This is a genomic window from Sphingopyxis selenitireducens, from assembly GCF_051550705.1.
Taxonomy (GTDB): Bacteria; Pseudomonadota; Alphaproteobacteria; order Sphingomonadales; family Sphingomonadaceae; genus Sphingopyxis.
In genome coordinates, this window is record NZ_JBPULG010000003.1 from 46,466 (window position 1) to 73,084 (window position 26,619).

The 26,619-nt window shown below is 63.8% G+C and carries 29 protein-coding genes; 18 read left to right on the plus strand and 11 right to left on the minus strand.

What is annotated here, in order from left to right; translation table 11 throughout:
• Positions 1 to 46: 46 nt before the first annotated feature.
• The 3 genes from ACSYDV_RS10260 to ACSYDV_RS10270 all read right to left on the minus strand — a co-directional run bounded on the left by ACSYDV_RS10260 (position 47) and on the right by ACSYDV_RS10270 (position 4,092).
• Positions 47 to 1,717 (minus strand): acetolactate synthase large subunit, encoded by a 1,671-nt coding sequence (locus tag ACSYDV_RS10260; protein WP_438324280.1) that lies wholly within the window; start codon positions 1,715 to 1,717, stop codon positions 47 to 49.
• Positions 1,718 to 1,867: 150 nt separating this feature from the next.
• Complete coding sequence (gene cobT, locus ACSYDV_RS10265; RefSeq protein WP_438323713.1) at positions 1,868 to 3,691, minus strand: cobaltochelatase subunit CobT; 1,824 nt, start codon at positions 3,689 to 3,691, stop codon at positions 1,868 to 1,870.
• Positions 3,688 to 4,092 carry an endonuclease domain-containing protein gene (locus ACSYDV_RS10270; RefSeq protein WP_438323714.1) on the minus strand — a complete coding sequence of 135 codons (405 nt, stop codon included), beginning with the start codon at positions 4,090 to 4,092 and terminating at the stop codon, positions 3,688 to 3,690. Before ACSYDV_RS10270 ends, cobT begins: the two co-directional genes overlap by 4 nt.
• A 377-nt stretch (positions 4,093 to 4,469) precedes the next feature.
• Between ACSYDV_RS10270 and ACSYDV_RS10275 the strand changes: the two genes are divergently transcribed.
• Together ACSYDV_RS10275 and ACSYDV_RS10280 are read left to right on the plus strand one after the other, a co-directional pair.
• Positions 4,470 to 5,663 (plus strand): MFS transporter, encoded by a 1,194-nt coding sequence (locus ACSYDV_RS10275; protein ID WP_438323715.1) that lies wholly within the window; start codon positions 4,470 to 4,472, stop codon positions 5,661 to 5,663.
• Positions 5,660 to 5,794: a hypothetical protein gene (locus ACSYDV_RS10280; protein WP_438323716.1), complete on the plus strand. Its 135-nt coding sequence runs from the start codon at positions 5,660 to 5,662 to the stop codon at positions 5,792 to 5,794. The genes ACSYDV_RS10275 and ACSYDV_RS10280 overlap by 4 nt, the downstream gene beginning before the upstream one ends.
• On the opposite strand, the gene ACSYDV_RS10285 is transcribed toward ACSYDV_RS10280, so the two are convergent.
• Entirely contained in the window at positions 5,791 to 6,978 is a 1,188-nt protein-coding gene (locus tag ACSYDV_RS10285) for an alpha/beta hydrolase (RefSeq protein ID WP_438323717.1), read from the minus strand. The two genes, ACSYDV_RS10280 and ACSYDV_RS10285, sit on opposite strands and share 4 nt — an antisense overlap.
• A gap of 136 nt (positions 6,979 to 7,114) precedes the next feature.
• Here ACSYDV_RS10285 and ACSYDV_RS10290 point away from each other — a divergent pair, with 136 nt between their 5' ends.
• Complete coding sequence (locus ACSYDV_RS10290; protein ID WP_438323718.1) at positions 7,115 to 8,182, plus strand: DUF5694 domain-containing protein; 1,068 nt, start codon at positions 7,115 to 7,117, stop codon at positions 8,180 to 8,182.
• Between the two features lie 3 nt (positions 8,183 to 8,185).
• Here ACSYDV_RS10290 and cobS read toward each other — a convergent pair whose 3' ends face one another.
• The 3 genes from cobS to ACSYDV_RS10305 all read right to left on the minus strand — a co-directional run bounded on the left by cobS (position 8,186) and on the right by ACSYDV_RS10305 (position 10,299).
• Positions 8,186 to 9,175: a cobaltochelatase subunit CobS gene (gene cobS / locus ACSYDV_RS10295; protein ID WP_438323719.1), complete on the minus strand. Its 990-nt coding sequence runs from the start codon at positions 9,173 to 9,175 to the stop codon at positions 8,186 to 8,188.
• A gap of 107 nt (positions 9,176 to 9,282) precedes the next feature.
• Positions 9,283 to 9,720: a nuclear transport factor 2 family protein gene (locus tag ACSYDV_RS10300; protein ID WP_438323720.1), complete on the minus strand. Its 438-nt coding sequence runs from the start codon at positions 9,718 to 9,720 to the stop codon at positions 9,283 to 9,285.
• 27 nt (positions 9,721 to 9,747) lie between these two features.
• Positions 9,748 to 10,299, minus strand: coding sequence for a J domain-containing protein (locus tag ACSYDV_RS10305; protein WP_438323721.1), 552 nt, complete (start codon positions 10,297 to 10,299; stop codon positions 9,748 to 9,750).
• Between the two features lie 107 nt (positions 10,300 to 10,406).
• Between ACSYDV_RS10305 and ACSYDV_RS10310 the strand changes: the two genes are divergently transcribed.
• From ACSYDV_RS10310 to ACSYDV_RS10325, 4 genes are all read left to right on the plus strand, one after another.
• Positions 10,407 to 10,685 carry a BolA family protein gene (locus ACSYDV_RS10310; RefSeq protein WP_438323722.1) on the plus strand — a complete coding sequence of 93 codons (279 nt, stop codon included), beginning with the start codon at positions 10,407 to 10,409 and terminating at the stop codon, positions 10,683 to 10,685.
• Positions 10,682 to 11,134: an NUDIX hydrolase gene (locus ACSYDV_RS10315; RefSeq protein ID WP_438323723.1), complete on the plus strand. Its 453-nt coding sequence runs from the start codon at positions 10,682 to 10,684 to the stop codon at positions 11,132 to 11,134. The genes ACSYDV_RS10310 and ACSYDV_RS10315 overlap by 4 nt, the downstream gene beginning before the upstream one ends.
• A gap of 2 nt (positions 11,135 to 11,136) precedes the next feature.
• Positions 11,137 to 11,505 (plus strand): cupin domain-containing protein, encoded by a 369-nt coding sequence (locus tag ACSYDV_RS10320; protein WP_438323724.1) that lies wholly within the window; start codon positions 11,137 to 11,139, stop codon positions 11,503 to 11,505.
• A 93-nt stretch (positions 11,506 to 11,598) separates the two neighbouring features.
• The gene (locus tag ACSYDV_RS10325) at positions 11,599 to 12,528 is read left to right on the plus strand and encodes an alpha/beta fold hydrolase (RefSeq protein WP_438323725.1); all 930 of its coding nucleotides are present in this window, start codon (positions 11,599 to 11,601) and stop codon (positions 12,526 to 12,528) included.
• A gap of 4 nt (positions 12,529 to 12,532) precedes the next feature.
• On the opposite strand, the gene ACSYDV_RS10330 is transcribed toward ACSYDV_RS10325, so the two are convergent.
• Positions 12,533 to 13,306, minus strand: a complete 774-nt coding sequence (locus ACSYDV_RS10330; RefSeq protein ID WP_438323726.1) for an SDR family oxidoreductase — start codon at positions 13,304 to 13,306, stop codon at positions 12,533 to 12,535.
• Between the two features lie 95 nt (positions 13,307 to 13,401).
• On the opposite strand from ACSYDV_RS10330, the gene ACSYDV_RS10335 reads away from it, so the two are divergent.
• Positions 13,402 to 14,184 carry an AraC family transcriptional regulator gene (locus ACSYDV_RS10335; RefSeq protein ID WP_438323727.1) on the plus strand — a complete coding sequence of 261 codons (783 nt, stop codon included), beginning with the start codon at positions 13,402 to 13,404 and terminating at the stop codon, positions 14,182 to 14,184.
• A gap of 3 nt (positions 14,185 to 14,187) precedes the next feature.
• On the plus strand, positions 14,188 to 14,439 hold the full coding sequence (locus ACSYDV_RS10340; RefSeq protein WP_438323728.1) for a hypothetical protein: 252 nt from the start codon (positions 14,188 to 14,190) through the stop codon (positions 14,437 to 14,439).
• Here the strand turns inward: ACSYDV_RS10340 and ACSYDV_RS10345 are convergent.
• On the minus strand, positions 14,423 to 14,800 hold the full coding sequence (locus ACSYDV_RS10345) for a hypothetical protein (protein ID WP_438323729.1): 378 nt from the start codon (positions 14,798 to 14,800) through the stop codon (positions 14,423 to 14,425). The two genes, ACSYDV_RS10340 and ACSYDV_RS10345, sit on opposite strands and share 17 nt — an antisense overlap.
• A 19-nt stretch (positions 14,801 to 14,819) precedes the next feature.
• Here ACSYDV_RS10345 and ACSYDV_RS10350 point away from each other — a divergent pair, with 19 nt between their 5' ends.
• Positions 14,820 to 15,995, plus strand: coding sequence for a serine hydrolase domain-containing protein (locus ACSYDV_RS10350; protein WP_438323730.1), 1,176 nt, complete (start codon positions 14,820 to 14,822; stop codon positions 15,993 to 15,995).
• On the opposite strand, the gene ACSYDV_RS10355 is transcribed toward ACSYDV_RS10350, so the two are convergent.
• Positions 15,990 to 16,811, minus strand: a complete 822-nt coding sequence (locus ACSYDV_RS10355; protein WP_438323731.1) for a PhzF family phenazine biosynthesis protein — start codon at positions 16,809 to 16,811, stop codon at positions 15,990 to 15,992. The two genes, ACSYDV_RS10350 and ACSYDV_RS10355, sit on opposite strands and share 6 nt — an antisense overlap.
• Positions 16,808 to 17,386 (minus strand): pyridoxamine 5'-phosphate oxidase, encoded by a 579-nt coding sequence (gene pdxH, locus ACSYDV_RS10360; RefSeq protein WP_438323732.1) that lies wholly within the window; start codon positions 17,384 to 17,386, stop codon positions 16,808 to 16,810. The genes ACSYDV_RS10355 and pdxH overlap by 4 nt, the downstream gene beginning before the upstream one ends.
• 136 nt (positions 17,387 to 17,522) lie before the next feature.
• Between pdxH and ACSYDV_RS10365 the strand changes: the two genes are divergently transcribed.
• The 8 genes from ACSYDV_RS10365 to ACSYDV_RS10400 all read left to right on the plus strand — a co-directional run bounded on the left by ACSYDV_RS10365 (position 17,523) and on the right by ACSYDV_RS10400 (position 26,601).
• Positions 17,523 to 18,467: a DnaJ C-terminal domain-containing protein gene (locus ACSYDV_RS10365; protein WP_438323733.1), complete on the plus strand. Its 945-nt coding sequence runs from the start codon at positions 17,523 to 17,525 to the stop codon at positions 18,465 to 18,467.
• Between the two features lie 3 nt (positions 18,468 to 18,470).
• A complete protein-coding gene (locus tag ACSYDV_RS10370; protein ID WP_438323734.1) occupies positions 18,471 to 19,562 on the plus strand; it encodes a YihY/virulence factor BrkB family protein in 1,092 nt (363 codons plus the stop codon).
• On the plus strand, positions 19,559 to 20,386 hold the full coding sequence (gene fabI / locus ACSYDV_RS10375; protein WP_438323735.1) for an enoyl-ACP reductase FabI: 828 nt from the start codon (positions 19,559 to 19,561) through the stop codon (positions 20,384 to 20,386). Before ACSYDV_RS10370 ends, fabI begins: the two co-directional genes overlap by 4 nt.
• Positions 20,379 to 20,909 carry a GNAT family N-acetyltransferase gene (locus tag ACSYDV_RS10380; protein WP_438323736.1) on the plus strand — a complete coding sequence of 177 codons (531 nt, stop codon included), beginning with the start codon at positions 20,379 to 20,381 and terminating at the stop codon, positions 20,907 to 20,909. The genes fabI and ACSYDV_RS10380 overlap by 8 nt, the downstream gene beginning before the upstream one ends.
• A 4-nt stretch (positions 20,910 to 20,913) precedes the next feature.
• A complete protein-coding gene (aroC, locus tag ACSYDV_RS10385) occupies positions 20,914 to 21,990 on the plus strand; it encodes a chorismate synthase (protein ID WP_438323737.1) in 1,077 nt (358 codons plus the stop codon).
• 7 nt (positions 21,991 to 21,997) lie between these two features.
• A complete protein-coding gene (locus ACSYDV_RS10390; RefSeq protein WP_438323738.1) occupies positions 21,998 to 23,776 on the plus strand; it encodes an SLC13 family permease in 1,779 nt (592 codons plus the stop codon).
• A 98-nt stretch (positions 23,777 to 23,874) separates the two neighbouring features.
• Complete coding sequence (locus tag ACSYDV_RS10395; RefSeq protein WP_438323739.1) at positions 23,875 to 25,221, plus strand: dicarboxylate/amino acid:cation symporter; 1,347 nt, start codon at positions 23,875 to 23,877, stop codon at positions 25,219 to 25,221.
• A 48-nt stretch (positions 25,222 to 25,269) separates the two neighbouring features.
• Positions 25,270 to 26,601, plus strand: a complete 1,332-nt coding sequence (locus ACSYDV_RS10400; protein WP_438323740.1) for a dicarboxylate/amino acid:cation symporter — start codon at positions 25,270 to 25,272, stop codon at positions 26,599 to 26,601.
• Positions 26,602 to 26,619: the final 18 nt, after the last annotated feature.

Consider the following 26,619-nt stretch of genomic DNA (forward strand, 5'->3'; position numbering starts at 1 on the left):
CTCGCAAGTCTCGCTGCCCCTCCCGCAAGCGGGAGGGGAGATGTCCTTACAATTCTTTCGATAGCTTCTTGATATCGATGTTCAAAATCTGGTCATTCTCCGAATAATCGACCGGGCAGTCGATCAGATGGACGCCGGGCGTATCGCGCGTGTGAGCGAGAAGTTCCTTCAGGTGCGCGGCGCTTTCGACGCGGTGGCCGTGCGCGCCATAGGCTTCGGCATATTTGACGAAATCGGGGTTGCCATAGGTCAGCCCCCAATCCTTGAAGCCCATATTCGCCTGTTTCCAGCGGATCATGCCATAGCTGTTGTCGTTGAGGATCAGCACGGTCAGATTGAGGCCGAGGCGAACCGCGGTTTCCATCTCCTGACTGTTCATCATGAAACCGCCGTCGCCGCAGATCGCCATCACCTTGCGCTTCGGATAGAGCATCGCCGACATCATCGCGCTCGGCAACCCGGCGCCCATCGTCGCCAGCGCATTGTCCAGCAGCACGGTGTTGGGTCGATAAGCGGTGTAGCCGCGCGCGAACCAGATTTTATAGACGCCGTTGTCGAGACAGATGATCCCGTCGTCGGGCATCGCGTCGCGAACCTGTTGCACCAGATGCGGCGGGAAGATCGGGAAACGCGCATCCTCGGCCAGCGGCGCGGTATGCGCGACCTCGCCCTGACGATAGGCGAGCAGATGGTCGAATTTCCATCCGCCGTTGGGGACGATATCCTCCTTCATCTGCCAGATCGCATTGGCGATATCGCCGATCACTTCGATGTCGGGGAAATAGACCGGATCGACCTCGGCGGTCTTGGTCGAGATGTGGATCACCGTCGGCCCGCCCTGCTTCATGAAGAAGGGCGGCTTTTCGATCACGTCATGGCCAAGGTTGACGATGCAGTCTGACGCCTCGACCGCGCGGTGGACGAAATCGCCCGATGACAGCGCGGCGCAACCGAGGAACTTCGGATGCCGCTCATCGATCACGCCCTTGCCAAGCTGGGTGGTGAGGAAGGGAATGCCGGTCTTTTCGATGAATTGCTGCAGCATGCGGCTGGTCATCGTGCGGTTCGCGCCCGCGCCGATGACGAGGACGGGCGAGGTGGCTTCCTCGAGCGCCTTCACCGCTTCGCGGATCGACTTCACGTCGGCGGTCGGACGGCGCGAGTGGCTGCGCTTCAGCGGCAGGCTGTCGGTATGCTCGTCGGCGATATCCTCCGGCAGCTCGATATGCACCGCGCCGGGCTTTTCCTCTTCGGCCAGGCGAAAGGCTTCGCGCACGCGGCTCGGGATATTGTCCGACGACGCCATCTGGTGCGTATATTTGGTGATCGGCCCCATCATCGCGACAACGTCGAGGATCTGGAAACGGCCCTGTTTGGATTTCTTGATCGGTTTCTGACCGGTGATCATCATCATCGGCATGCCGCCAAGCTGCGCATAGGCGGCGGCGGTGACGAAGTTGGTTGCGCCGGGCCCCAATGTCGCGAGGCACACGCCGGTCTTGCCCGTGTGGCGCCCGTAAGTGGCGGCCATAAAGCCTGCGCCCTGCTCGTGGCGGGTCAGGATCAGCTTGATCTTTTTCGATCGCGAAAGACTGTCGAGAAAGTCGAGATTTTCTTCGCCCGGGACGCCGAAAATATATTCGACGCCTTCTTCTTCCAGACAATCGATAAACAGGTCGGATGCTTTTTTCACAAGTGTCGCCCCTCCGTTCCGCATCACATGATGCGGCCCCTAGTCGGTGCCGGCGACCCTCGACACAAATGACGGCACAGCGGTCCCGTCATACGGTCGCGAGTCCCTGCTGCCCCGGAAGGGTTTGTAACGAGGGGGAAAGGGGTTGTCACCCTGCGGGGTGGCGGGGCGACATCAGTCGATGTCGAACAGGCTCGCGAGCTGTTCGACCATCGTGCCGCCCAGCTGTTCGGCGTCCATGATCGTGACCGCGCGGCTGTAATAGCGTGTCACATCATGGCCGATGCCGATCGCGCACAGCTCGACCGGCGAGCGATTCTCGATCCAGTCGATTACCTGCCGCAGATGCTGGTCCAGATAGGCGCCATGGTTGACCGACAGGGTGCTGTCGTCGACCGGCGCGCCGTCCGAAATCACCATCAATATGCGGCGTTCCTCGGGGCGGTTGATGATGCGGCTGTGCGCCCATGTCAGCGCCTCGCCGTCGATATTCTCTTTCAGCAACCCTTCGCGCATCATCAGGCCAAGCGATTTGCGCGCGCGGCGATACGGCTCGTCGGCGGGCTTGTAGATGATGTGGCGCAAATCGTTGAGGCGGCCGGGATGCGCCGGGCGCCCGGCGGCGAGCCAATCCTCGCGGCTTTGTCCGCCCTTCCACGTCCGTGTCGTAAAGCCCAATATCTCGGTCTTTACGCCGCAGCGTTCGAGCGTGCGCGCGAGAATGTCGGCGCTGATCGCGGCGATGCTGATCGGGCGCCCGCGCATCGACCCCGAGTTGTCGATCAACAGCGTGACGACGGTGTCGCGGAAATCGGTGTCGCGCTCGATCTTGTACGACAGCGACTGGCCGGGCGAGACGATGACGCGCGCAAGCCGTGCAGCGTCGAGCTGCCCTTCTTCCTGATCGAAATCCCACGCGCGGTTCTGCTGGGCCATCAGGCGGCGCTGGAGGCGGTTGGCGAGCTTGGTCACCGCGCCCTGCAAATGCGCCATCTGCTGGTCGAGATAGGCGCGCAGCCGCGTCAGCTCGTCGGCATCACACAGCTCGGTCGCGAGGATGATCTCGTCATGCTTTTCGGTGAAGCGCTGATAGTTGAAGTCGGGGACGTCGGTCGGCAGGCGGTTGGGACGCACGGGCAACATGCCTTCGTCGCCTTCGCCGCCCATTTCGGGCTCGCCGTCGGCGTCCATTTCCTGCGCATCGGGGTCGCTGTCGCCGTCGTCGGCCTGATCGCCCGCCATTTCGGCGCGCGCGTCAACTTGCGATTCGCCGGCACCGCCGTCCTCGCTATCCTGTTCTTCCTGGCTTTCCTCGGCCTCGGTCTCATCTTCTTCGCCGCCGTCCTCGCTGCCCTGTTCCAGCGGCTCGTCGCTCTGGATCAGGTCGAGGTGGCGCAGCGCGATCTTCGCGGTTTCGGCAAAGGCGGCCTGATCGTCGAGCAGTATCGACAGGGCGGTGATGTCGCCGCCGGCATCTTTTGCGATCCATTCGCGAACGAGCGACAGGCCGGTTTCGGTGCCCTGCGGCGGCGCATCGCCGGTCAGCGCCTCACGCAGCATCAGTTCGAGCGCGCTCGAAATCGGCACATCTCCGCGTTCCTGCGCGCGGCTGATCGGGTCGCTGCGCATCCGCATGGCAAGGCTGGCCGACAGATTGCCGCGCATCCCGTCCATGTGACGCGCGCCCAGCGCCTCGACCCGCGCGCGTTCCATCGCGTCGAACGCGGCGGCGGCGATCGGCTCGGATGGGCGCGCCGCGGCGTGCAATTTCTCGCTGTGATGCTTCATCCGCAGCGCATAGCCATCGGCAAAACCGCGCGCTTCGGCGACCTGATCGGCGGGCAGGGTGCGCGACGGCGTCGGAACCTTGATCGCCTTGCCAATCTGCGCGGGCGCGTCGGCGGTAAAGCCGACCTCGACCTCTGCATCGCGCGTCACCGCACGCGCCACACTCGACAGCGCGGCCTTGAAATCGTCGAGAGGAGATTGGGTGGTCATGATGCGGTGCGGTCTTCTGAAGCCCTCCCCCTTGATGGGGGAGGGTTGGGTGGGGGTGAACTCTCGGTCAAAGCGTTCGCCAAAAGTGTAGCGACGCCATCGATATTCGAAAGCACGTCATTGTTCCAGAACCGGATCACGCGATAGCCGTCGGCTTCGATGATCGCAGTTCGTGGCGCGTCGATCTCGCCGTTATGCTGTCCGCCGTCTATTTCGACAACCAGCCGCGCTCGATGGCTGGCGAAGTCGACAATATACTGACGAATGGGAACCTGGCGACGAAAGCGTTGATCGGGAAAAGCCGCGCGCAACAGCGCCCAGACTTTCCGCTCTGCATCGGTCATTTCGGTGCGGAGCTTGCGTGCCCGCAGGGTCGAGCCATCCGGCGGTGTTCGTTTCACGACCAAGGCCCTAAGCGGCCATCCTCGCAACCCTCTGCCTGCCTTCCCCCTTGATGAAGGAAGGATATGAAGCCTTGCCCGCGATAGCGGGCTAGGCAGAGGTGGATGGGGGTGACATTGCGTCCTTCGACCGCCGTTTCGCGCCGCGCCCGCACCCCCACCGCTGCGACTAGGCCAGCAAGCTGGCAAGTCTCGCTGCCTCCCCCATCGAGGGGGAGGGGAAAATGGGGGCTCGCGGCCGCGCAAGAGCAAAATGGCGCCATGATGGAAGGGGCCGTAAACAGCTTTTGGCCCGGAGGGAATATAGCGATGCTCGCTTGACCCGGCGCGGCAAGGGTTGCATCCAGAAACCTATGGCTTCCCCCCAAACCTCGCCCATGAAAAGGCCCTGGATCGTCATCCTCTGCGCGGCATTCATTGTCACGCTCGCGATGGGGGTTCGTCAGTCGTTCGGCCTTTTTCTGCCGCAGATGAGCGTCGATATCGGCATCAGCCGGTCGGACTTCGGCCTCGCGATGGCGCTGCAAAACCTGCTCTTCGGGCTGGTTCAGCCCTTCGTGGGCGCGCTCGCCGACAAGCATGGAGCGGGACGCGTCGTGCTCGGCGGTGCGTTGCTCTACGCGGTCGGGCTGATCGGCGCCGCGCTCGCGACCGATGCCTTGGGGTTGCACATCAGCTTCGGTTTGCTGATCGGGATGGCGCAGTCGGCGACGACTTTCGTCGTCGTGCTCGGCGCGGTCGGCCGCGTGGTGAGCCCCGAAAAACGCAGCGGCGCTTTTGGCATGGTCACTGCGGGCGGCTCGCTCGGCCAGTTTCTCGTCGTCCCGCTTGCGTCGCGACTGCTCGGCGATCTGGGCTATCACGAAACCTTGTGGATCATGGCCGGGATGGTCGCGCTTTGCGGCCTGCTTGCGATCGGGGTTGCGGGACGAACCGACGGGCCGGGGCTGAACGCCGAGGTCGATCAAACCGCGCGCGAAGCCTTGCGCGAGGCCGCTGTGCACCGGGGCTTCTGGCTGCTCAACGCGGGCTTTTTCGTCTGCGGTTTCCACATTGCCTTCATCGCGACGCATCTGCCCGCCTATCTCGACGACAAGGGGCTGGGGATCGAAATCGGGGCACAGGTGCTCGCGCTCGTCGGCCTGTTCAATATCCTTGGCTCCTATGTATTCGGCCGCGCGGGCGACATGCTGCGCCAGAAATATGTCCTGTCGGGGCTCTATGTCGCGCGTTCGGCAGTGATCGCGCTGTTCCTCTTCCTCCCGCTCAGCCATGCGAGCGCGCTTGCCTTCGCGGGCGCGATGGGGTTCCTGTGGCTCGGTACCGTGCCGCTGACCAGCGGCATCGTCGGGCGTATCTTCGGCATCCGCTATCTCTCGATGCTCTATGGCATCGTATTTCTGAGCCATCAGCTCGGCAGCTTTTTCGGCGCGTGGATGGCGGGGCTGATCTTCGACGCGACCGGCAGCTATAATATCGCCTGGGGCTTTTCGATCGCGCTCGGGTTGTTCGCCGGGCTCGTCCACCTGCCGATCGCCGACGGCCCGGTCAAGCGGCTGCAACCGGCATGAGGATAGCGCGGCAGGACTGGGTGGCGATCGGCCTATTCGGGCTCGTTGCGGTCGGCGGCCTGTGGTTGTGGAGCGGCGAGGGGCCGGCGGTGTGGCTCGCCGACTTCGCGATCATGTGCGGATTTGGCTAGGGCAATTCCGCCGTCGCCACCCGGTTGCAGATCGCGTCGTCGCCATCCTTCGGCACCGACGGATCGGGAAGCAGTCGGAATACATGTGCGAGATGCGTCGCGACGCGCTCGGGCCGCGATCGCTTGCCCGCAACGACATCGACGAAATCGCGGCACGCGACCGCGCTGCGCAGGAAATTGCTGTGACCCGTCGATGTGCGCGACACGTCGGTGGTGTCGATCACGGTCATGCCCGAAATCGCGACCGGATAGCAGCGCGCGGGCAGCCCCTTGGCCTGAAGATCGGCCGCCTCGAACGGATCGAAGCAATAGGGCGAACCGAGACGCGGATAGCCGTGCAGCGCGCGCGAAGCGGCGAGTGCCTTGTCCTTCAGCGAAACATAGACGTTGATGTGCCGCCCGCGCGCGACGCGGGCAGGGGCCAGAACGTCACCGGCAATATCGCGCTCGAACGTCTCGCGGTCGATGTCGGGCGAGGCGAGGATGATGTTCGAAATATTGCTGCTGTCGGCGGTCGGCGATGCGCGGTCGACATAGGCGATGGCGGGGACGACCAGCCGTGCCCCCAGCGAATGCGACACGATGATGATTTCCTTGACCCACGGCCGCTCGGCGAGGGTTTTCAGAAAGTCGCGGAAATTGCGGACGTCGTGGTACATATTGGTCTCGTCGACCGCGTAACCCAGTATCTCGCCCTGCGACGGCCAGCTATATTCGATCACCGGACCGTCGAAGCCCGTCATACGCTGAATCTGCGCCGCATCCTTCGACGTCGTCTCGAACGTCTCGCGATAACCATGGACATAGAGGAGGACGCGGCCCTGCTTGCGGTCGGTTTCGGCCTGCAGCGCGCGCCACCAGTCGGCCGTTTCCTGAAACGCCAGTGGCGTGCGCAAGGCCTTGTCGCGCCCGACCTTGACCTCGACCGGCGCGGCAAAGCGGCCATAGCGCATCCGGTCTCCGCGATGGCGCAGCAGGCGGATATCGTCGGTCCGGCAATCGGGCAGGCGGCTTGTCGCGAAGAACAAGGGTAGGGCCGCGCCATCGACCGCAGCGCCGGGCTGCGCGGTGCAGCGCGGATCGGCGACATAGTCGGCGTGGCGGACTTTGCCATATTTGACCGGGGTGATGCAGCCCGAGAGCGCGAGCGAGCCAAGGGCCGCGATCAGGATTTTCGTTCGCACGGCTGTCTTTACCTTTGAAAGCCCCGACACGTCACAGGGGCACAGGCTTTAGGAGGTGAATAGGGCTTTGCCAAGGCGTATTGATGTAATAATACACTGCATCGACCCGGAATCGGAAAATCAAGGAGGGACTTTCGTGACGGCCTTTACTGCCCTGTTGCTGACCATCGCTGCCGGCGCGCCGCCGGCCTATACTCCGGCGTTCGACCCGAGCGAACTGAAGGACAGGGTGGCCGGAACGCGCGGCGAGGCGCTCATACTCGGTTCCCCGCATCTGTCGGGCCTGCCAGACAATCTGGCACCCGAAAATCTCGAGCCGCTGCTGGCCCGTCTGGCGGCGTGGAAGCCGGAAATCATCACGATCGAAGCTGTGTCAGGCCCCGATTGCGAACGGCTGATCCGCTATAAACCGCTATACCCGGGGGCTTCCGACTATTGCCGGGATCCGGCCGCGGCGCAGAAGGTGGTCGGGCTCGACATGGTTGCGGCGACGATCGAGGCCGATCGGTTGCTGGCGGCATGGCCTGCGAAGCCGGCACCTAGCGAGCGTCGCCGACTGGCCGCGCTTTTTCTCGCGGGCGGCGAACCCGCGTCGGCGCTTGTCCAGTGGTTGAGGCTTCCGGTGAATGAACGGCGCGCAGGCGACAGTCTTGACGCCACGCTGGTTGCTCAGCTCGACAAGCTGGTGACGCAGCGCAACGAAAATTACCTGATCGGATCGGCGCTGGCCGCGCGGCTGGGGCTGGAGCGCGTCCATGCGACCGACGATCACAGTGCCGATGCGACCACCGCATCGATCGACAAGGATCCGGGTTACGGGGCGGCGATGCAGCGGATCTGGGACAACCCGCTGGTAAAGGAACGGATTGCTGCCGATGCGGAGCTGGAGAAGAAGCTCGACGGGGAGGGCATATTGGCGCTCTACCGCGCCTATAATGACCCGGCGGCGATGCGCATGGCTTTCGACAGCGATTTCGGCGCGGCGCTCGCCGATGCGACACCGCAAAATTACGGGCGGCGCTATGCGGGCTGGTGGGAGACGCGGAACCTCCGCATGGTCGCCAATATCCGCGCCGCAATGGCGGCGCAGCCCGGCACGAGGACGCTCGCCATCGTCGGCGCTTCGCACAAGGGATATTTCGAAGCCTATCTCAATATGATGCACGACGTCGTGGTGATCGACGCCGCAACCATATTGGAATGAATCTTACTTCCCGACGACGCTTTCGGGCAGGTCTTCGCCGAACACGCGCTGATAATATTCGGCGACGATCATCCGCTCGGCCTCATCGCATTTGTTGAGGAAGGTCAGGCGGAAGGCGAAGCCGATATTGTTGAAGATCGCGGTGTTCTGCGCCCAGCTGATCACCGTGCGCGGGCTCATGACGGTCGAGATGTCGCCGTTGATGAAACCCTGCCGCGTCAGGTCGGCGACCTTCACCATATTGGCGACGGTCGTGTCGTCGGTGCCCGGCACCTTGGCGAGGATGATCGCGCTTTCGGTCGCCGCGGGCAGATAGTTCAGCGTGACGACGATGTTCCAGCGGTCCATCTGGCCCTGGTTGATCTGCTGCGTGCCGTGATACAGCCCGCTCGTGTCGCCCAGCCCGACGGTGTTCGCGGTCGAGAAGAGGCGGAAATGCGGGTTCGGACGGATCACGCGGTTCTGGTCGAGCAGGGTCAGCTTGCCCTCAGTCTCCAGCACGCGCTGGATCACGAACATCACGTCGGGGCGGCCCGCGTCATATTCGTCGAAGACGAGCGCGGTCGGGGTCTGTAGTGCCCAAGGGAGCAGGCCTTCGCGGAATTCGGTGACCTGCTGCCCGTCGCGCAGCACGATCGCGTCGCGGCCGACCAGATCGATACGGCTGATATGGGCGTCGAGGTTGACGCGGATGCACGGCCATTTGAGGCGCGCCGCGACCTGTTCGATATGGGTCGATTTGCCGGTGCCGTGATAGCCCTGCACCATCACGCGGCGATTATATTTGAAGCCCGCAAGGATCGCGAGCGTCGTGTCGCCGTCGAAGACATAGGCGGGGTCGAGGTCGGGAACGCGCTCGTCGGCCTCGCTGAACGCCGGCACCTTCATGTCGATATTGACGCCGAACACCTCGCGCGCATCGATTTCGGTATCGGGCGCCGAGAGGAGCGTCGAACCATGATGGTCGGGAAGGCTGTTCGGAATATCGGTCATGTCAAAGGCCCAACGAAAAAATCAGGGAGAGATTCGCCGGCGCGCCGGCGCATCGGCTAGCGCGGTATAGCCATGGGTTGCGGCTTGCAACGCCTTTTGCGGCGATTTCAGAGCAGGTCGAGCGCCTTCAGCACCGCCGACTGGTCGTAATAGGGGCGTTCGCAGACGATCTTGTCGCTGCCGGGGGCGAACTGAAAGCTCGCCGCCATGCGGATGCGAAAGGCTTTGCCGGTCGGCTCGATCCGCCGCATCCCGATATTGAGCGGCCCCAGATGCGTGCCGCTCAGCCAGAATTCGACCAGCACCCTGTCGGTCGCGGCATCGGCGGCGATCGCGATCACCTCATTGGCCTGATCGGGGAACGGCCCGCGCGATGTGGTGAAATAGGATCGCACCGCCGCTTCGCCGTCGAAGATCGTCCCGGGCCCGAGCAATTCATATCGGGGGTGCGCGAAGGTCGCGAGAACGGCGTCCCAGTCCTGCGCGATTTCCAGAGCCATATGGCGGCGAACCATTTCGATCCGCGCCGCATCGAGTTCGGTCATGGTCCTTCTCCGTCAGGCGAGCGTCTTCTATGCAAATGCCCTGGACTTGCGCAGCAGTTGATAGGCCCCCACCACCTCGTTCAGCCGCGACTCAAAGCTGCGATCGCCGCCATTGCGATCCGGATGATAGCGCCGAACAAGCTCGCTGTATCGTTTTCGCAGCATCGCGCGGTCGGCGTCGGCCGAAAGCTCCATCAACTGCATCGCGCGATGTTCTTCGCGGGTGAAGCGCGGGTCGGCCGCCTCGCGCCGCGCTTCGTCCATCCGCTGACGGAAACGCGCACCCAGCGCGTCGATCGGGTCCTTGAAATCCGCCCAGCGCGGCGGCAGGTCGGCGCTGCCCGCGGCGCGAAAGGTCCGGCTTTCAGTCTCCCAGCCCGCGGTCGGCGATTGTGCCGCGATGATCTGGTCGGCGCTCATGCCGCTGAAATAATCATAGCCGGCGTTGAATTCGCGCACATGGTCGAGGCACAGCCAGCGATAGGCGGGGGGGCCGTCGGGCGACCGGTACGCCGACATCGGCGCGCGAAATTCGCCCTGTTCGCGGCACCCCGGCGCGGCGCAAGGTTCTTCGCGCAAAACGCGGCCATGAAAACGGTTCGGACGAGCGGAAGAGGGCAAAAAAGACGCTTTCGGGACGATGGGGAGCCCTTATCATTTGGCGATCGAACGCTTATGGTCAAGTCATGACGATCAAAGGCCCCGTGCAAACCGAAATGGAAACCCTGCTCACCGCAGCCTTTCCCGACGCAAATTTCATCCTGAACAACGACAGCGCCAGCCATCATGGCCATATGGGCGACGATGGCAGCGGTGAATCGCATTTCAGCCTGACCATCGAATGGGCGGGCTTCGCCGGCCAGAACCGCGTCGCGCGTCAGCGTACCGTGAACAAGGCGCTGGGCGATCTGCCGGGCCAGCGCGTCCATGCGCTGGCGATCAAGGCCACCGCGCCGGGCGAATGAGCGACCGGCCGAAACGCCCTGCCGCGCGCCTGCTGGTCACCGACCCCGCGGGGCGCTTGCTGATGTTCCGCTTCACGCCCGCGGATCGCGCGCCCTTTTGGTGTACGCCGGGCGGAGCCCTCGATCCGGGTGAAAGCTTCGACGCGGCGGCGCGCCGCGAACTATATGAGGAAACGGGCATCGAGGCCGATCCCGGCCCGGTCGTGGCGGTGCGGCACGTCCGCTTCATCACGCTGGAAAATGTCGAGGTCGATGCCGAGGAGCGATATTTTGCGATCCGCGTCGACAACGACGCGATTAACTCGGACGGGCACACCGAACTGGAACAGCAGGTCATGCTGACGCACCGTTGGTGGTCTCCGGGCGAATTGGAAGCACAGGAGGAAGCCTGGTTTCCCGACAATCTGATGACGCTGTGGCAGGATATACTGGCGTGCGAGGGAGAATGACGATGATCGACAAGGTGAACCTCGCCAAAGCCTTTTCCACCATCGACGATCACTGGAATCCGCGCGTCGCGGGCGACATCAATGATTTTCAGGTCAAGCTGGTCAAGCTTGCCGGCAAATTCGACTGGCATCATCATGACGTCGAAGACGAATTGTTCCTCGTCGTTGCCGGGCGGATGAAAATGGCGTTTCGCGACCGCGACGTGATTGTCGAGCCGGGCGAGTTCATCATCGTGCCCCACGGCACCGAACATTGTCCCGAGGCGCTGGACGGCGAATGCCAAGTGCTGCTGCTCGAACCCAATTCGACGCTGAATACCGGAAATGTCCGGACCGAAAAGACGCGCAGTACGCTGGAACGACTGGATTAGTTGCCCATTGGCAAATTGCAGCGTTGGCCCCTTGCCAGCCGCCGCGAACCCCGCCAATCTCGTTTCGAAACAAAACCAAAGGGAGTGGTTTCGATGGCGGGCGATTTCGAACAGGTGCGGTTAAAGCTGTCGACGGGGGTCGAACTCGACGTCGTCGATATGGGGCCGCGCGACGCGCCGGTGCTGATTTTCCTCCACGGCTTTCCCGAATCGCACCGCACCTGGCGCCACCAGCTCCCGCATTTTTCGAAACGCTTTCGCTGCATCGCCCCGGACCAGCGCGGCTATCGCGGTTCGTCAAAGCCGCAGGATGCGGACAATTACACCCCCGACAAGCTGATCGCCGATATTTTCGCGATGGCCGATGCGCTGGGCGTCGGTGAATTCACCATCGTCGGGCATGACTGGGGCGGTGCGATCGCGTGGGGCGTCGCGCTCGGCGGACAGCCCGGCGGCCTGCATCCGGCGTGGGCGGGGCGGGCGACGCGGGCGGTCATCGCCAATGCGCCGCATCCCGCGATCTTTCAGCGCCTGCTCGTCACCAACGCCGACCAGCGCGCGGCGAGCCAATATATCCGCACCTTCCGCGATCCGGCGAGCGACGCGATCATCGAGGAACATGGTATCGCGGGCATTCTCGCTCACGCCTTTGCGGGCCGGGTGCCGAGCGGTGGCATCGCTGAGCCCGACGAAATTGCCCGTTTCCTGAAAGACTGGGAGAATCGCGACACCTGCCGCGCGATGATCAACTGGTATCGCGGTTCGCCGGTGAACGTCCCGGCGATGGACGAACCTTATGAGGCGCCGCCCGCAATGCCGTTCCCGAAGCTCAATATCCCGACGCTGGTCGTCTGGGCGCTCGACGACGTCGCTTTGCCGCCGTGCAACCTTGACGGGATCGACGAGCTGGTGCCCGATGTGACGATCGTCGAGGTGCCGGGTTGCGGCCATTTCGTGCCGTGGGAGGCGCCCGACGCGGTCAATACCGCGATGGACGCCTTCCTTGGACGGGCGGCGGACTGAGCGCCTATTTGGTCGTGTAGCCGCCGTTCACGAGGATCGTCTGGCCGGTCATCCACCAGCCGTCACTGACCAGAAAACGGATCCACGGCACGATGTCTTCAATGTCGGTCAGACCCGTTTTGGAAAAGGGCGACAGCGCGGCGGCGGTCTTGTGATAGGAGACGGCGTCGGCGCCTTCGGCGGGGTAGAAGAAGGACGTGTCCATCGGACCCGGCCCGATCGCGGTTACCGAAATGCCGCGATCGCCAAACTCCTTCGACGCCGCGCGGGTATAATGTTCGACCGGGGCCTTCGTCCCGGCATAGCTCGAATAAAAGGGCGTGTATGCGCCAAGCAGCGACGTGACGAGCGTACAGATCTTGCCATTGTCGCTGACATGTTTGCCAGCCTCTTTCAGGAAGAAAAAGGCGGTCTTCGAATTGACCGCGCTCATCGCGTCAAATTCGGCTTCGCTGATTTCGGTCATCGGCTTTTTCAGCACCTTGCCGACGGTGTTGATCGCGACGTCGATGCCGCCCATCGCCGCCTTTGCGTCGGCAAACAACTGTTCCATCGCTGCTGCGCTCGTCAGATCGGCCTGGAACGCATGCGCCTCGGTACCCGCCGCCCGGATTGCATGGACGGTGTCATCAGCCTCGGCGCGCGAGGCGTCGCTGTTATAGTGAATGGTCACGGCACGGGCGCCTTCCACGGCGAAATCGCGTGCGATCAGGCCGCCCAGATTCTTTGCGCCGCCGGCGATCAGGATTTTTTTGCCTTCGATATTATGAATGCTCATTCTGCTGGTCCCTGAATGATGGAGAGAGAAGCCGGTTTAGAAAGGCGCGCGATTTGAGGCTTTCAGATTCTCCCAGAGTTTCGCATAGTGCGAAGATGGAGACGGGCGGACTCAAGGCAGCCTATGTCGAGGAGCGTATCGACGGTCCGGCCAGCTGGACGATTGAACGCGATGACCATGCGCTGATCCTGCACGAGGCGGGAAGCTATCAACGGCTGGAAACATGGCTCGATGGCCGGCGCACGTCGCTTGGATCGCCGCTGACGGGCGAAATATGGTTCGCACCGGCCGGGCAGCAATATCGCGGCGCGGCGCATGGCGGATCGGTCGGCTATATCTCGGTCGATATTCCTCGGGACCGCCTGATCGTCGGCCGCAGTGCGGGCGTTTTGGCGGGGTATCGGGACCGAGGCATGGCTGCGCTGGTGCGCGGTCTGCTTGCCGGAGATGCCGACGCGGCGTCCGCGCTGGTTGCGGCGCTGGCCGAACTCCTAGAAAAACGCGGCCCGTCCCGGCCGGCTCCGCCCGCTACGGTGCGGCGTATCGACGCGCTGCGCGACGCCATCGAGGATCGCCTCGACACCCACCTGACGGTCGAGGACATGGCTGCCGAGGCGGGGATGTCGGTGAACAGCCTGATCGTGCATTTTGCCCGTGCCACGGGACGGACGCCCGCCCAGTATGTGCTGCACCAGCGTTTGCGGCGGGCGTGTGGCTATCTCGACAGCCTTGCCGTTTCTGTGACCGAGATTGCTCTTGCGACGGGCTTTTCGAGCCATGCCCATCTTTGCTCGGCCTTTCGTGCCAAGCTCGGCATGTCGCCGGGCGAATGGCGCCGCCGCGCGGATTCTCTTATCATGACGGCAAGGGAGGCCTGAAGCATGTCGCACACCGCCATCATGTTGATGGCAGGGATTGCCCTGCTGATCGCGATACGCCTGACAATAAGCGACGGCGCGCGGGCGACGCGACTGTTCCTGCTGCTCTGGCTGGCTGTTTCGATCGCCAACCTTCTCGTCGGCGTGTTCTACGCGGGCTACGGCTGGGGGGCGGAAGCCGTCGTGTGGCTGCTGGTCTTCGGTGCGCCCGCCGGGATCGCGCTCGCGACCGCGGGGATCAATCCTCGGGCTTGAGCAGGCAGCCGCTGGCGCCGGCATAGCGCGCACTACGCGATGCTAGCAGCGGGACGCTGCCGATTACGGTCTTTGTTTCCGGGTCTTCGGCCAGCGAAACCAATTCCATGCCGGGCTCGAAATCGCTCTGACAGCTGTCGAGGCTGCGCCCCTGCACATAGCGGCACGAACAGCCGACGCGCGCCGCATAAGCGGAGCCAAGCTCGGCCTGCGCCTTGAATGACGGGAATTTCCAGATCAGGAAGCCCGTCATCAATAGAGCGAGGACGATCACCCATGGCAGCCAGCCCCGCGATCGCCGGGGTGGGCCGTCGCCTTGCTGCAAGGGCGCGGCGGCGGTCGGATCCGGTGCCACCGCCATTGGCGTTTCGGGTGGGTTGATGTTACTCACCCGGACCATGATCACGAAAAAACTCATGCTGGCAAGTGCGGCGGTCGTGATGCTCGCGGGCTGGTCGCTGAGCCAGGCGGCGGGGCAGGGCGGCATTGCACCGGCGTCTCCCGCACCCAAAATGGGGGCTTCGCTCGATCATGCGATGCGGGGCGACATGCTGCCGCCGCTGCCCGCGCTCGACCCGGCGATCAAGGCGAAGGCCGACGCGCTGTTCGCCGATGAGGATGAAGTCGGGCAGACGCGCGCGCTTTATGTGCTGCGCGGCGGGGAGCCGATCTACGAGCGCTATGCGCCGGGTTTCGGGCCCGAGACGAAACTGATCAGCTGGTCGATGGCGAAGAGCATCACCGCCGTGCTGACGGGTTTCCTCGTCGCCGGGGGACAATTGTCGCTCGACGGCCCCGCGCCGGTCGCGGCGTGGCAGCGCAGCGGCGATCCACGCGGCGCGATCACCCTCGCGCATCTGCTCCACATGTCCTCGGGGATCGAGCATGCAGAAAATGGCGATCCGGTGTGGCAGGGCGATACCGTCGCGATGCTGTTCGGCAGCGGTGCGCAGGATATGGCGGGCTTTGCCGAGGCCAAGCCTGCCGCGGCGCAGCCCGATGAGCTGTTCAACTATAGCTCGGCGACCAGCGTCATCCTGTCCGACATCATCACCGACACGCTGACCCCGTCGCAAAACCCCGAGGCGCGGCGCGATGCGATGCGCGAGTTTATTCAGGGGCGGCTGGTCGAACCGCTCGGCATGACCAGCCTGACCCCCGAGTTCGACGCAAAGGGGACGATGATCGGCGGGTCGATCATGCATGCGACCGCGCGCGACTATGCGAAGTTCGGCGAGTTTCTGCGCAACCATGGCGTCGTCGACGGTCAGCGGCTGCTTCCCGAAAGCTGGATGGATTTCATGCTCAAGCCGTCGGCCAATGACGCGGGCTATGGCGGCCATATCTGGCTCAACCGGCGGCGCCCGGCGGGCGCGATCCCCGCGCTCTGGCCCGACCGTGGTCCGAACGACCTGTTCGCCTGCATTGGCCATCAGGGGCAATATATCATCGTCTCGCCGTCGCAGCGGGTGACGATCGTGCGGCTGGGGGTCACGAAGGACGACCAGTTCCCGGCCCTGCGCCGGCATCTGGCCGATCTGACCGAGGCTTTATAGCAGGAAGTCGCCCACCAGCGTCGTGACGCAGGTTCCGGCGAGTTCGACCCGATCGCCGACAAGGCGGCAACCGACATGCCCGCCGCGTATGCTCGCCTGATAGGCGGCGAAGCCATCGCGGCCCAATTTGCCCGCCCAATAGGGTGTCAGCACGCTATGCGCCGATCCGGTCACCGGATCTTCGTCGATCCCGGCACCGGGCGCGAAGGCGCGGCTGACGATATCCGCGCCCGAGGGATCTCCATCACCGCGTGCGGTTGCGATGACGAGCATGTCGCCCTGCTTCTTCAACGCGCGCATGTCGGGCGCCAGCGCCCGCACGCTCGCCGCGTCCGGGTAGACGATCAGCGCATAGCCGCCCTCGTGCCACAGCGTCTCGACCGGATCGCCGCCAAGCGCGGCGACGATTTCAGGAAGCGCTTTCGGGGATGGCGGATAGGCGGGCAGCTCCATGCGATAGCCCGGCTCTTCGCCGTTTCGCGCGACGCGCAATATGCCCGCCTTGCGGGTACGAAAGCGCATGTCGCCCCGCCAGGGAGCCGCCGTCAGCAGGACATGCCCGCTCGCCAGCGTCGCATGGCCGCACAATGCGACCTCGACCGTCGGCGTGAACCAGCGCAGCTCATAATCGGCGTCGTCGCTCTCGTCGGGGATCAGAAAGGCGGTTTCGGCCAGATTATTCTCTGCCGCGATCGCTTGTAACACCCCATCGCTCAGCCACTCTTCGAGCGGCATGACCGCGGCAGGATTGCCGGTGAAGGCACGGTCGGCAAAGGCGTCGACCCGGCTGATCGGCAGGCGGCGCTGCGCGCTCATGGGTAAAGCAACCCGCTGGTCCAGCCATTGCCGTCGCGGACGAAACGCGTTCGTTCGTGAAGGCGATGCGCGCGGTCTTGCCAAAACTCGATCGCGGCGGGCGTCACGCGCCAGCCCGACCAGCGCGGCGGGCGCGGCACATCCTGTCCCGCGAAGCGCGCCTCGACCTCGGCAAAGCGCGCCTCGAACGTCGCGCGCGCGTCCAGCGGGCGCGACTGGTCGCTCGCCCAGGCGCCAAGCTGGCTGTCGCGGCTGCGCGTCGCGAAATAGGCATCGGCGGTGGCGTCATCGACCGGCGTTACCGGGCCTTCGATGCGGACCTGCCGCCGCAGCGATTTCCAGTGAAAGAGCAGCGCGACATGCGGGTTCGCCGCCAGTTCGCCGCCCTTGCGGCTGTCGAGGTTGGTATAGAAAATGAAACCGTCGGGGCCATGGCCCTTGAGCAATACCATGCGCAGCGACGGATGGCCGTCCGCCGTCGTCGTCGCGAGCGCCATCGCATTGGCATCATTGGGTTCGCTGGCGCGGGCCTCGGTGAACCAGCTGTCGAACTGGGCAAAGGGATCGGTTGTCATATGCGCGGTCATATCGTGCGCAGCGGGCGCGGTCGAGCCACCATTGCCACCTGAACTTGACCCGTCGCGGGGCGATTCCCACATCGCGTGCAATCGGGCCTTCCCGGTCCAGTCACATTCGGGCTACAGGAACAATATGGCAGATCCCTATTCCATTCTTGGCGTCGCGAAAGGCGCAAGCGAAGCGGAAATCAAAACCGCATATCGCAAACTCGCCAAACAATTGCATCCCGACAAAAACAAGGACAACCCCAAGGCGTCGGAGAAATTCTCCGAAGTCACACGGGCCTATGATATTTTGTCCGACAAGACGAAGCGCGCGCAGTTCGACCGCGGCGAGATCGACGGCGACGGCAATCCGGCGATGCCCTTCGGCTATGGCGGCAGCGGCGGTTTTCGCGGCGATCAGCGTTCGGGTCCCGGCGGATTCAGCGGTTTCGGTAACGAAAGTTCCGACTTCGGCGATATTTTCGAAGGCCTGTTCGGCCGGGGTGGTGGTGGTGCCGCCGGTGCCGGAGCCAGCGGCTTCGGCGGTTTTGGCGGGCGCAGTGCGCCACCGCAGAAGGGCGCCAATGTCGCCTATCGCCTCGCCGTGTCCTTCATCGACGCCGCGACGCAGGCGCCGCAGCGCATCACGCTCGCCGATGGCGGCACGATCGACCTCAAGCTTCCTGCCGGGGTCGAAACCGGCACCCAGATGCGCCTTGCGGGCAAGGGGCAGCCGGGACCGGGCGGTCATGGCGACGGCATCGTCACCATTTCGGTCAAGGATCATCCCTTTTTCATCCGCGAAGGCGCGAACATCCGCCTCGACCTTCCCGTGACGCTGAACGAAGCGGTGCAGGGCGCGAAGGTCAAGGTACCGACCGTTGATGGCCCGGTGATGCTGTCGATCTCTGCGGGCTCGACCTCGGGCAAGGTGATGCGCCTGAAGGGCAAGGGCTTCAGCCAGAAAAGCGGCGGTCGCGGCGATCAGCTCGTGCGCCTGATGGTCGATCTGCCCGCCGACGATGCCGCGCTCGCAAAGCTGGTTGGCGAATGGACCGACGTGCGCCCCGTGCGCGCGGACCTTGGCGTGTGATGCGTGGCTGAACGGAGCGATGCCAGAGCGAAGGCGGCCGGGAAAACGGCGGCCGACGCGCTGGCGCGCGAAGTGACCGAGGAAGTCGGGCAGGAATTTCTGGCCGAGGGCCATTCGCCGCATTCGCCCGAGGCGCGTGCCGAACGCGCCAAGCGCATCCATTTGCGCGCGCGGGCGCAGGGTGTTCTCGATCGCAGCCGCGAGCGGCTCGGCCCCGGAACGCGGATTTTTCACGTCGCCCGCCGGGTCATCGTCGGCACCTACACCGACGGCTTCATCCACGCGGGCAATCTGGCCTATCTGGCGCTGATCGCGCTCTTTCCCTTCTTCATCCTGCTCGCGGCCGCCCTCAGCCTTCTGGGTGGCAGCGTTGGCGGCGAAGCCGCGATCGAGGCGGTGTTTTCGACAATGCCGCCAACCGTCGCCAAGGCGCTGGCGGGGCCGATTCGCGAGGTGATGAGCGCACGCACCGGGATTTTCCTGTGGCTCGGCGCCTTCGTTGCGCTGTGGACCGTGGGCAGTCTCATCGAAACGGTGCGCGACATTTTGCGCCGCGCCTATGGCACCCATTTCAGTCGCGGCTTTTTCCACTACCGGCTGCTGTCGATCGGGATCATCACCGGCGCGGTTGTGCTGATGCTGCTGTCGTTCAGCATGCAGGTGCTGATCGTCGGGATCGAACAATTTATCGGGCGGGTGCTTCCCGAACAATTTCAGGCGGTGTGGACAGTCGCGATTTCGCGCGCCGTGTCGGGGCTGGGGCTGTTTCTCGCCATTTACCTGCTCTTCTATTCGCTGACGCCGTCGAAATATCGCAAGCTCAAAAATTGTCCGAAATGGCCGGGCGCGCTGTTCACCACCCTGTGGTGGATCGGGGTTACGCTGGCGTTGCCGCCCTTGCTCGCCAGCCTGCTCAGCTATGACGCAACCTATGGCAGCCTCGCGGGTGTGATGGTCGCGCTGTTCTTTTTCTACCTCGTCGGATTGGGTATGGTGATCGGCGCCGAACTCAATGCCGCGCTCGTCGAGGTTGAGGATTTGGGCCATGACGCTATTGGGCGCGTCGACGACGTGAATACCGGAGAATTAGAATGACAGGTTTGATGCAGGGCAAGCGCGGGCTGATCATGGGCCTCGCCAATGACAAATCGCTCGCTTGGGGGATTGCCAAAGCCTTGCATGGTGCGGGCGCCGAACTGGCAATCAGCTATCAGGGCGAGGTGATGGAAAAGCGGGTGAAGCCGCTCGCCGACCAGCTTGGCTGCGATTTCCTGATCGATTGCGACGTGTCCGACATGGCCAATCTCGACGCCGCCTTTGCGACGCTCGCTGCGCGCTGGCCGACGATCGACTTCATCGTCCATGCGATCGGCTATACGAACAAGGAAGCGCTGCGCGGCAAATATGCCGACGTCACGCTCGACGACTTCCTGATGACGATGAACATCAGCGTCTACAGCTTCACCGCCGTCGCCGCGCGCGCGGCTGCGATGATGACCCCGGTCGACCCCGAAACTGGCAAGGGCGGCGGGTCGATGCTGACCCTGTCCTACTATGGCGCCGAAAAGGTGATCCCGCATTATAACGTCATGGGCGTGGCGAAGTCGGCGCTCGAGACCAGCGTCAAATATCTCGCCAACGACTATGGCCCGGATGGCGTCCGCGTGAATGCGATTTCCGCGGGGCCGATCAAGACGCTTGCGGCATCGGGCATCGGCGATTTCCGCCTGATCCTCAAATGGAACGAGCATAATGCACCGCTGCGCCGCAACGTCACCATCGACGATGTCGGCGGTTCGGCGCTCTATCTGCTCAGCGATCTCGCGTCGGGCGTCACCGGCGAAACCCACCATGTCGATGCCGGATACCACACCGTCGGCATGAAACAGGAAGACGCCCCGGACATCGCGCTTGTCTGACGCACTGGTCATCCGACCCGCACGCGCGGGGGATGCTGATGCGATCGACGCCCTCATTCGTGCCGCCTTCGCCGGGACGGAATTTGGCCATCAGGGTGAGGCGGAACTCGTGCGGATGATCGATGCCGACGGCGATGCTTTGGTGTCGCTGGTTGCCGAACAGGACGGCGCAGTCGTCGGCCATGTGCTGTTCAGCCGTATGAACGTCGAGGCCGATGGCGCGCCGCTTGCCGCCGCCGGTCTCGCCCCGGTCTCGGTGGTGCCCGAATGTCAGGGGCAGGGCGTCGGCGATGCCCTGATCCGCGCGGGGCTGGACCAATTGCGCGAGGAGGGCACGGCGATCAGCTTCGTGCTGGGGCACGAGGCCTATTATCCGCGCTTCGGCTATTCGCCCGAACTGGGCGCGCGCTTCGCGTCGCCCTTTGCCGGACCGCATTTCATGGCCATGATGCTGGACAAGGAAGCCGACTGGCCGCTAGGCGGACGCGCGGATTATGCACCCGCGTTCGGCCGGATGGGATAGGAATATGAGTTTCAACAGCTTCGGACGCGTTCTTCGCTTCACCACCTGGGGGGAAAGCCATGGTCCCGCTCTCGGTGCCGTCGTCGACGGTTGCCCGCCGCGCCTTTCGCTAAGCGAAGCCGACCTTCAGCCGTTCCTCGACAAGCGCCGTCCGGGTACGTCGCGTCACACGACGCAGCGGCAGGAACCCGATCAGGTCCGCATTCTGTCGGGCACTTTCGAAGGCAAGACGACGGGGACGCCGATCAGCCTGATGATCGAGAATCTCGACCAGCGTTCGAAAGATTATGGCGAAATCGCGCAGGCCTATCGCCCCGGCCACGCCGACTATGCCTATGACGCCAAGTACGGCATCCGCGACTATCGCGGCGGCGGCAGGTCGAGCGCGCGCGAAACTGCCGCGCGCGTTGCTGCGGGCGGGGTTGCGCGGCTGGTGATCCCGGAGGTGCAGATCCACGCCTGGGTCGCCGAAATCGGCGGCGATGCGATTGACCCTGCGAATTTCGATCTCGAAGAAATCGACCGCAATCCCTTTTTCTGTCCCGACCCTGCGGCGGCGCAACGCTGGGAAGGGCTGATGGACGCCGCGCGCAAATCGGGAAGCTCGTTGGGCGCTGTCATCGAATGCGCCGCCAGCGGTGTGCCCGCCGGCTGGGGCGCGCCCATCTATGCCAAGCTCGACGCCGACCTCGCGGCGGCGTTGATGGGCATCAACGCAGTCAAGGGCGTCGAAATCGGCGCCGGCTTCACCGCCGCGCGTCTTCGTGGTGAAGAAAATGCCGACCCGATGCGCCCCGCGACCGATGGCAGCAACCGCCCCGATTTCCTGTCGAACAATGCGGGCGGCATTGCGGGCGGCATCTCGACCGGCCAGCCCGTCGTCGTCCGCGTCGCCTTTAAACCGACCAGTTCGATCCTGACCCCCGTCCCGACGATCAACAAGGCGGGCGAGGCGACCGACATCGTTACCAAGGGGCGTCACGACCCGTGCGTGGGTATTCGCGGCGCGCCGGTGGTCGAGGCGATGATGGCGCTGGTGCTCGCCGACCACAAGCTGCTGCACAGGGCGCAAAACGGTTGATGGCCTAGTGGAGTTCATCGCCGCTTTCATTGCGGAGCAAAAGGCGTTTATCGGCCTGTTCGTGCTCGCGGGCATGTTCGCGGCCTTTGTCTGGGAACGCTTCTCACCCTCGGTCGTCGCGGTTGCGGGGGCAGGCACGATGCTCGCGCTCGGCCTGCTCGACGAAAAGGGCGCTTATGGCGTCTTTTCGAACAGCGCGCCGTTGACGGTGGGCGCGATGTTCATCCTGTCGGGCGCGCTGATCCGTACCGGGGTGATCGACAAGGTCGGCAATTATGTTGTCGATCGTGCCAAACGGCACCCGCGCCTTGCGGTGCTTGAGGTGTTCGGGGGCGGGTTGCTCGTCTCCGGCTTTATCAACAGCACACCCTTTGTCGTCGTGATGATGCCCGTCTGTTTCCGGCTGGCCGAAGCGCTGGGCATATCGCCCAAGAAACTGTTGATGCCGCTGTCGGTGATCGCGGTCCTCGGTGGCTGTCTGACCCTGATCGGGACTTCGACCAATCTCGTCGTCGCGGGGATCGCCGAACAGGCGGGGATCGAACATTTCGGGCTGTTCGATATCACGCCTTACGGACTGGCGGTCGCTGCGGCGGGCGTCGTCGGCCTCCTCATCATGTCGCGATTCTTGCCGTCCGACTATCCGCGCATCGCCGAAAAGGCCGACGGCGCGGAACAGCTTTACCTCACCGAACTTGGCCTTCTCGAAGGCGATGCCGCGATCGACATGGCCCTCGACGCCGCAAATATCGGGATCGCGCCAGCGCAAATCGTCGGCGTCATCGCGGGCGGGCGGCTGCTTTCCGGAAATGAGGCCCAAAATCATCGTCTCGCGGCGGGAAACCGGATTGTTGCGCGGCTGGACGGTGCCGCGCTTATGACGCTGCGCAGCGAGGGACGTTTCGGGATTGGCCTCGGTGAAAGTCCCGAGGGTGAGTCGACGGTGGTCGAGGTGACGGTTTCACCCAATCATCGTTCGATCGACCGGCCGCTGGCCGAGATTCCGTTCCTGCAACGCCTGCGCGTCCGCATCCTGGGGGTCTCGCGGTTCCGCCACCTGCCGGGACCGACATTGTCCGAAAACCGCATCCGCGCCGCCGACCGCCTGCTGGTCGAGGCTGACGACGCCAATATCGGACATTTGCGCGCGAACACCGGGCTGATCGGTGTGGCGATGGCTTCGGTCACCGCCTTCCGCCGCCGCAAGGCATGGATCGCGATGCTCGTTATGGCCGGCGCGGTTATGGCATCGGCAACCGGCATCATGTCGATCGGCGTTGCGGCCTTTATCGGTATATCGATCGTGCTGCTCACGCGCTGTATCGATGCGTCGGAGGCATGGGGCAGCATCGACGGCGACGTGCTGATCCTGATCTTTGCGATGCTCGCTGTCGGTGCGGCGCTCGAACAGGCGGGATCGGTCGAACTGATGGTCGGCGCCCTCGAACCGGTCTTGACGGATGCGCCGGGATGGGCGGTGATTGCGATCGTCTATTTCTCCGCACTGCTCCTCTCCGAACTGCTCAGCAACAATGCGGTCGCGGCGCTGATGGGGCCGCTGGTCATCGGCATTGCCGAGGCCACGGGCGTCGCACCGCAACCTCTGCTCATCGCGCTGATGCTGGGGGCTTCGGCCTGTTTCGCAACCCCGGTCGGTTACCAGACCAATACGCTGGTCTATGCCGCCGGTGACTATCGCTTCATGGATTTCGTCCGCATCGGCGTCCCGCTCAATATTCTGACCGGGACCGCAGGGGTTCTTGCGCTCAGCTTCTGGACGCCCTGACCCTCGTCATATGGAAACGCGCGATTGCTCCTGATGGGAGTGGCTGTTACGCCCCCGGCATATGATCCGGGAAACCCGGAACCAGGGGAGCATTTTTCATGGCGAAACGCCTGACTTTATACATTCTTGTGGGCATGTTGCTCGGCATCGTCGCCGGAGCCATCGGTCACGCCCAGCTCGGTGCGGACAAGGAAGCTGCGACGTTGGTCGCGGGCTATTTCAAGATTTTGCCCGACGTCTTTCTTCATCTGATCAAGATGATCATCGCGCCGCTGGTGCTGGCGACGATCGTCGCGGGCATCGCCAATATGGGCGACAGCGCGGCGCTCGGCCGGATCGGCGCGAAGTCGCTTTTCTGGTTCATCGGGGCCAGCTTCATGTCGATCACGCTGGGTCTGCTGCTCGTGAACCTGCTTCAGCCGGGAATCGGGCTCGAGCTGACGCCGATGGCGGAGATCGGCGAAGTGAAGACATCGGCGCTCAATCTGCGCGACTTCGTCCTCCACATCTTTCCCGAATCGATCTTCGGGGCGATGGGGACGAACAATATCCTCCAGATCCTGATCTTCTCGATCTTCGCGGGGGTCGGCCTGTCGGCGCTGGGCGAGCGGGCCGCGCCGCTGGTGCGTGCCGTCGATCTGCTCGGCGAATTGATGCTTCAGATCACCAACTATGTGATGCTGTTCGCGCCTTTCGCGGTGTTCGGCGCGCTCGCGGGGGTGATCACGGTCAACGGGCTTGGCATCCTGCTCGATTTCCTGCGCCTGATCCTCGAATTCTACCTCGGCCTCGCCTTGCTGTGGATGATCCTGTTCGGCGTTGGCGCGCTTTTCCTCGGCAAACGTATATTGACGCTCGCGCGCTATATCGTCGAACCGCTGCTGCTCGCCTTTTCGACCGCCTCGTCCGAAGCTGCGCTGCCCAAGCTGTTCGAACAGCTCGACCGCTTCGGCGTCCCTCGCCGCGTTTCGGGCTTCGTCCTGCCGCTGGGCTACAGCTTCAATCTCGACGGCTCGATGATGTATATGAGCTTCGCGACGCTCTTCATCGCGCAGGCCTATGGCATCGATCTGTCGATCGGGACGCAGATATTGATCCTGCTGACACTGATGGTGACGTCAAAGGGGATTGCGGGCGTCCCGCGCGCAAGCCTTGTGGTCATCACCGCAACGCTGGCCCAATTCGGGCTTCCGGTCGAAGGCGTGGCGTTGATCCTTGGTATCGACCAGTTCCTCGACATGGGGCGTTCGGCGACCAATGTCGTCGGCAACGCGGTCGCAACCTCGGTCATCGCCAAATGGGAAGGCATGCTCGAGGTGCCCGAAGCCGCCGACGCCGACTGGCCGCACGCCCCGGCCCATACGCCGCATCATGGAACCCGAGGGCTCGATCTTCGTGATGATATGGCGGGGGATGAAACAAAACCGGTGGTCGACAAAGCATAAGGCGCAGCTTTCCGGCCGCCCATTGGGGGCGAGCAAGGGAGCTGTGCGATGGCCGAAGCGAGCATGATAACGCCGATAGCGGGCGGCGAGGATGCGCGCGCGAAGCGGCTGCAATGGCGGATGCTGATCGGCTTTCTCGCTGGCCTGATCGCGGGGTTGGCGGTGCATTATGGCGCCGCCGACGCGCGATGGGTGGAAAGCGTCACCACCTATCTCACCGGGCCGATCGGCCAGATTTTCCTGCGCCTGCTGTTCATGCTGGTCATCCCGCTGCTGGTGTCGGCGCTGATCGTCGGGGTCGCCGAAATGGGCGAGATGCGGGCGCTCAAGTCGGTGGGGCTGCGCACGCTCGTCTACACGGTCGTCGTGTCGTCGATCGCCGTCGCGGTCAGCCTGCTCGTCGTCAACCTGCTCCGGCCGGGCGGGGGCGTCGATCCCGCGCTCGCGCGCACCCTGATCGCGGAGGGGGCTGAGGGCGCAAAGGCGATTACCGAACGGGCGGGCGAGGCGAAGACCGGCATGGATGCGCTCGTCGCAATCGTCCCCGATAATTTCTTCAACGCGATGAGCCAGAATGACGTGCTCGCCGTCATGTTTTTCGCGCTGTTCTTCGGCATCGGGCTGATGCTCGTCCAGACGCCGCAGACCGCCGCACTGAAATCGGTGGTCGAAGGGGTGTTCGAGGTCGCGATGAAGCTTATCGGCCTTGTCATCCAGCTCGCACCGATCGCGATCTTCTGTTTCATGTTCAACCTCGCCGCGCAATTCGGCTGGGATTTGATCATCCGCTTGTCGGCCTATGTCGCCGTTGTCCTGCTCGCGCTCGGTTTGCAGATGTTCGTGGTCTTCCCGATCATCCTCAAGACGCTCGCGAAAAAATCGCCCATCGCCTTTTTCCGTGAGACGCAGGAGGCGTTTGTGATGGCCTTTGCGACCGCGTCGTCGAACGCGACGCTGCCGACCTCGCTCCGCGTCGCGCACGACCAGCTGCGCCTGCCCGACCGCGTCGCGCGTTTCGTGCTCACCATCGGGGCCACCGCAAACCAGAATGGCACCGCGATGTTCGAGGGGGTGACGGTCATCTTCCTCGCGCAATTTTTCGGCATCGAGCTGACGCTGACTCAGCAGATTTTCGTGATGCTGGTGTGCATCCTCGGCGGCATCGGAACCGCAGGGGTCCCGGCGGGCTCGCTGCCGGTGATCGCGCTGATTCTCGGATCGGTGGGTGTGCCGCCAGCAGGCATCGGGCTGGTGCTCGGTGTGGACCGCTTCCTCGATATGTGCCGGACCGTGCTGAACGTCATCGGCGATCTTGTCGCCGCGACCGTGGTATCGGCGGGCGTCAAGGACAAGCCGCTGGCAGCGGGCGCTCCGGACTGAATCGCTTTTGCTCGCGAT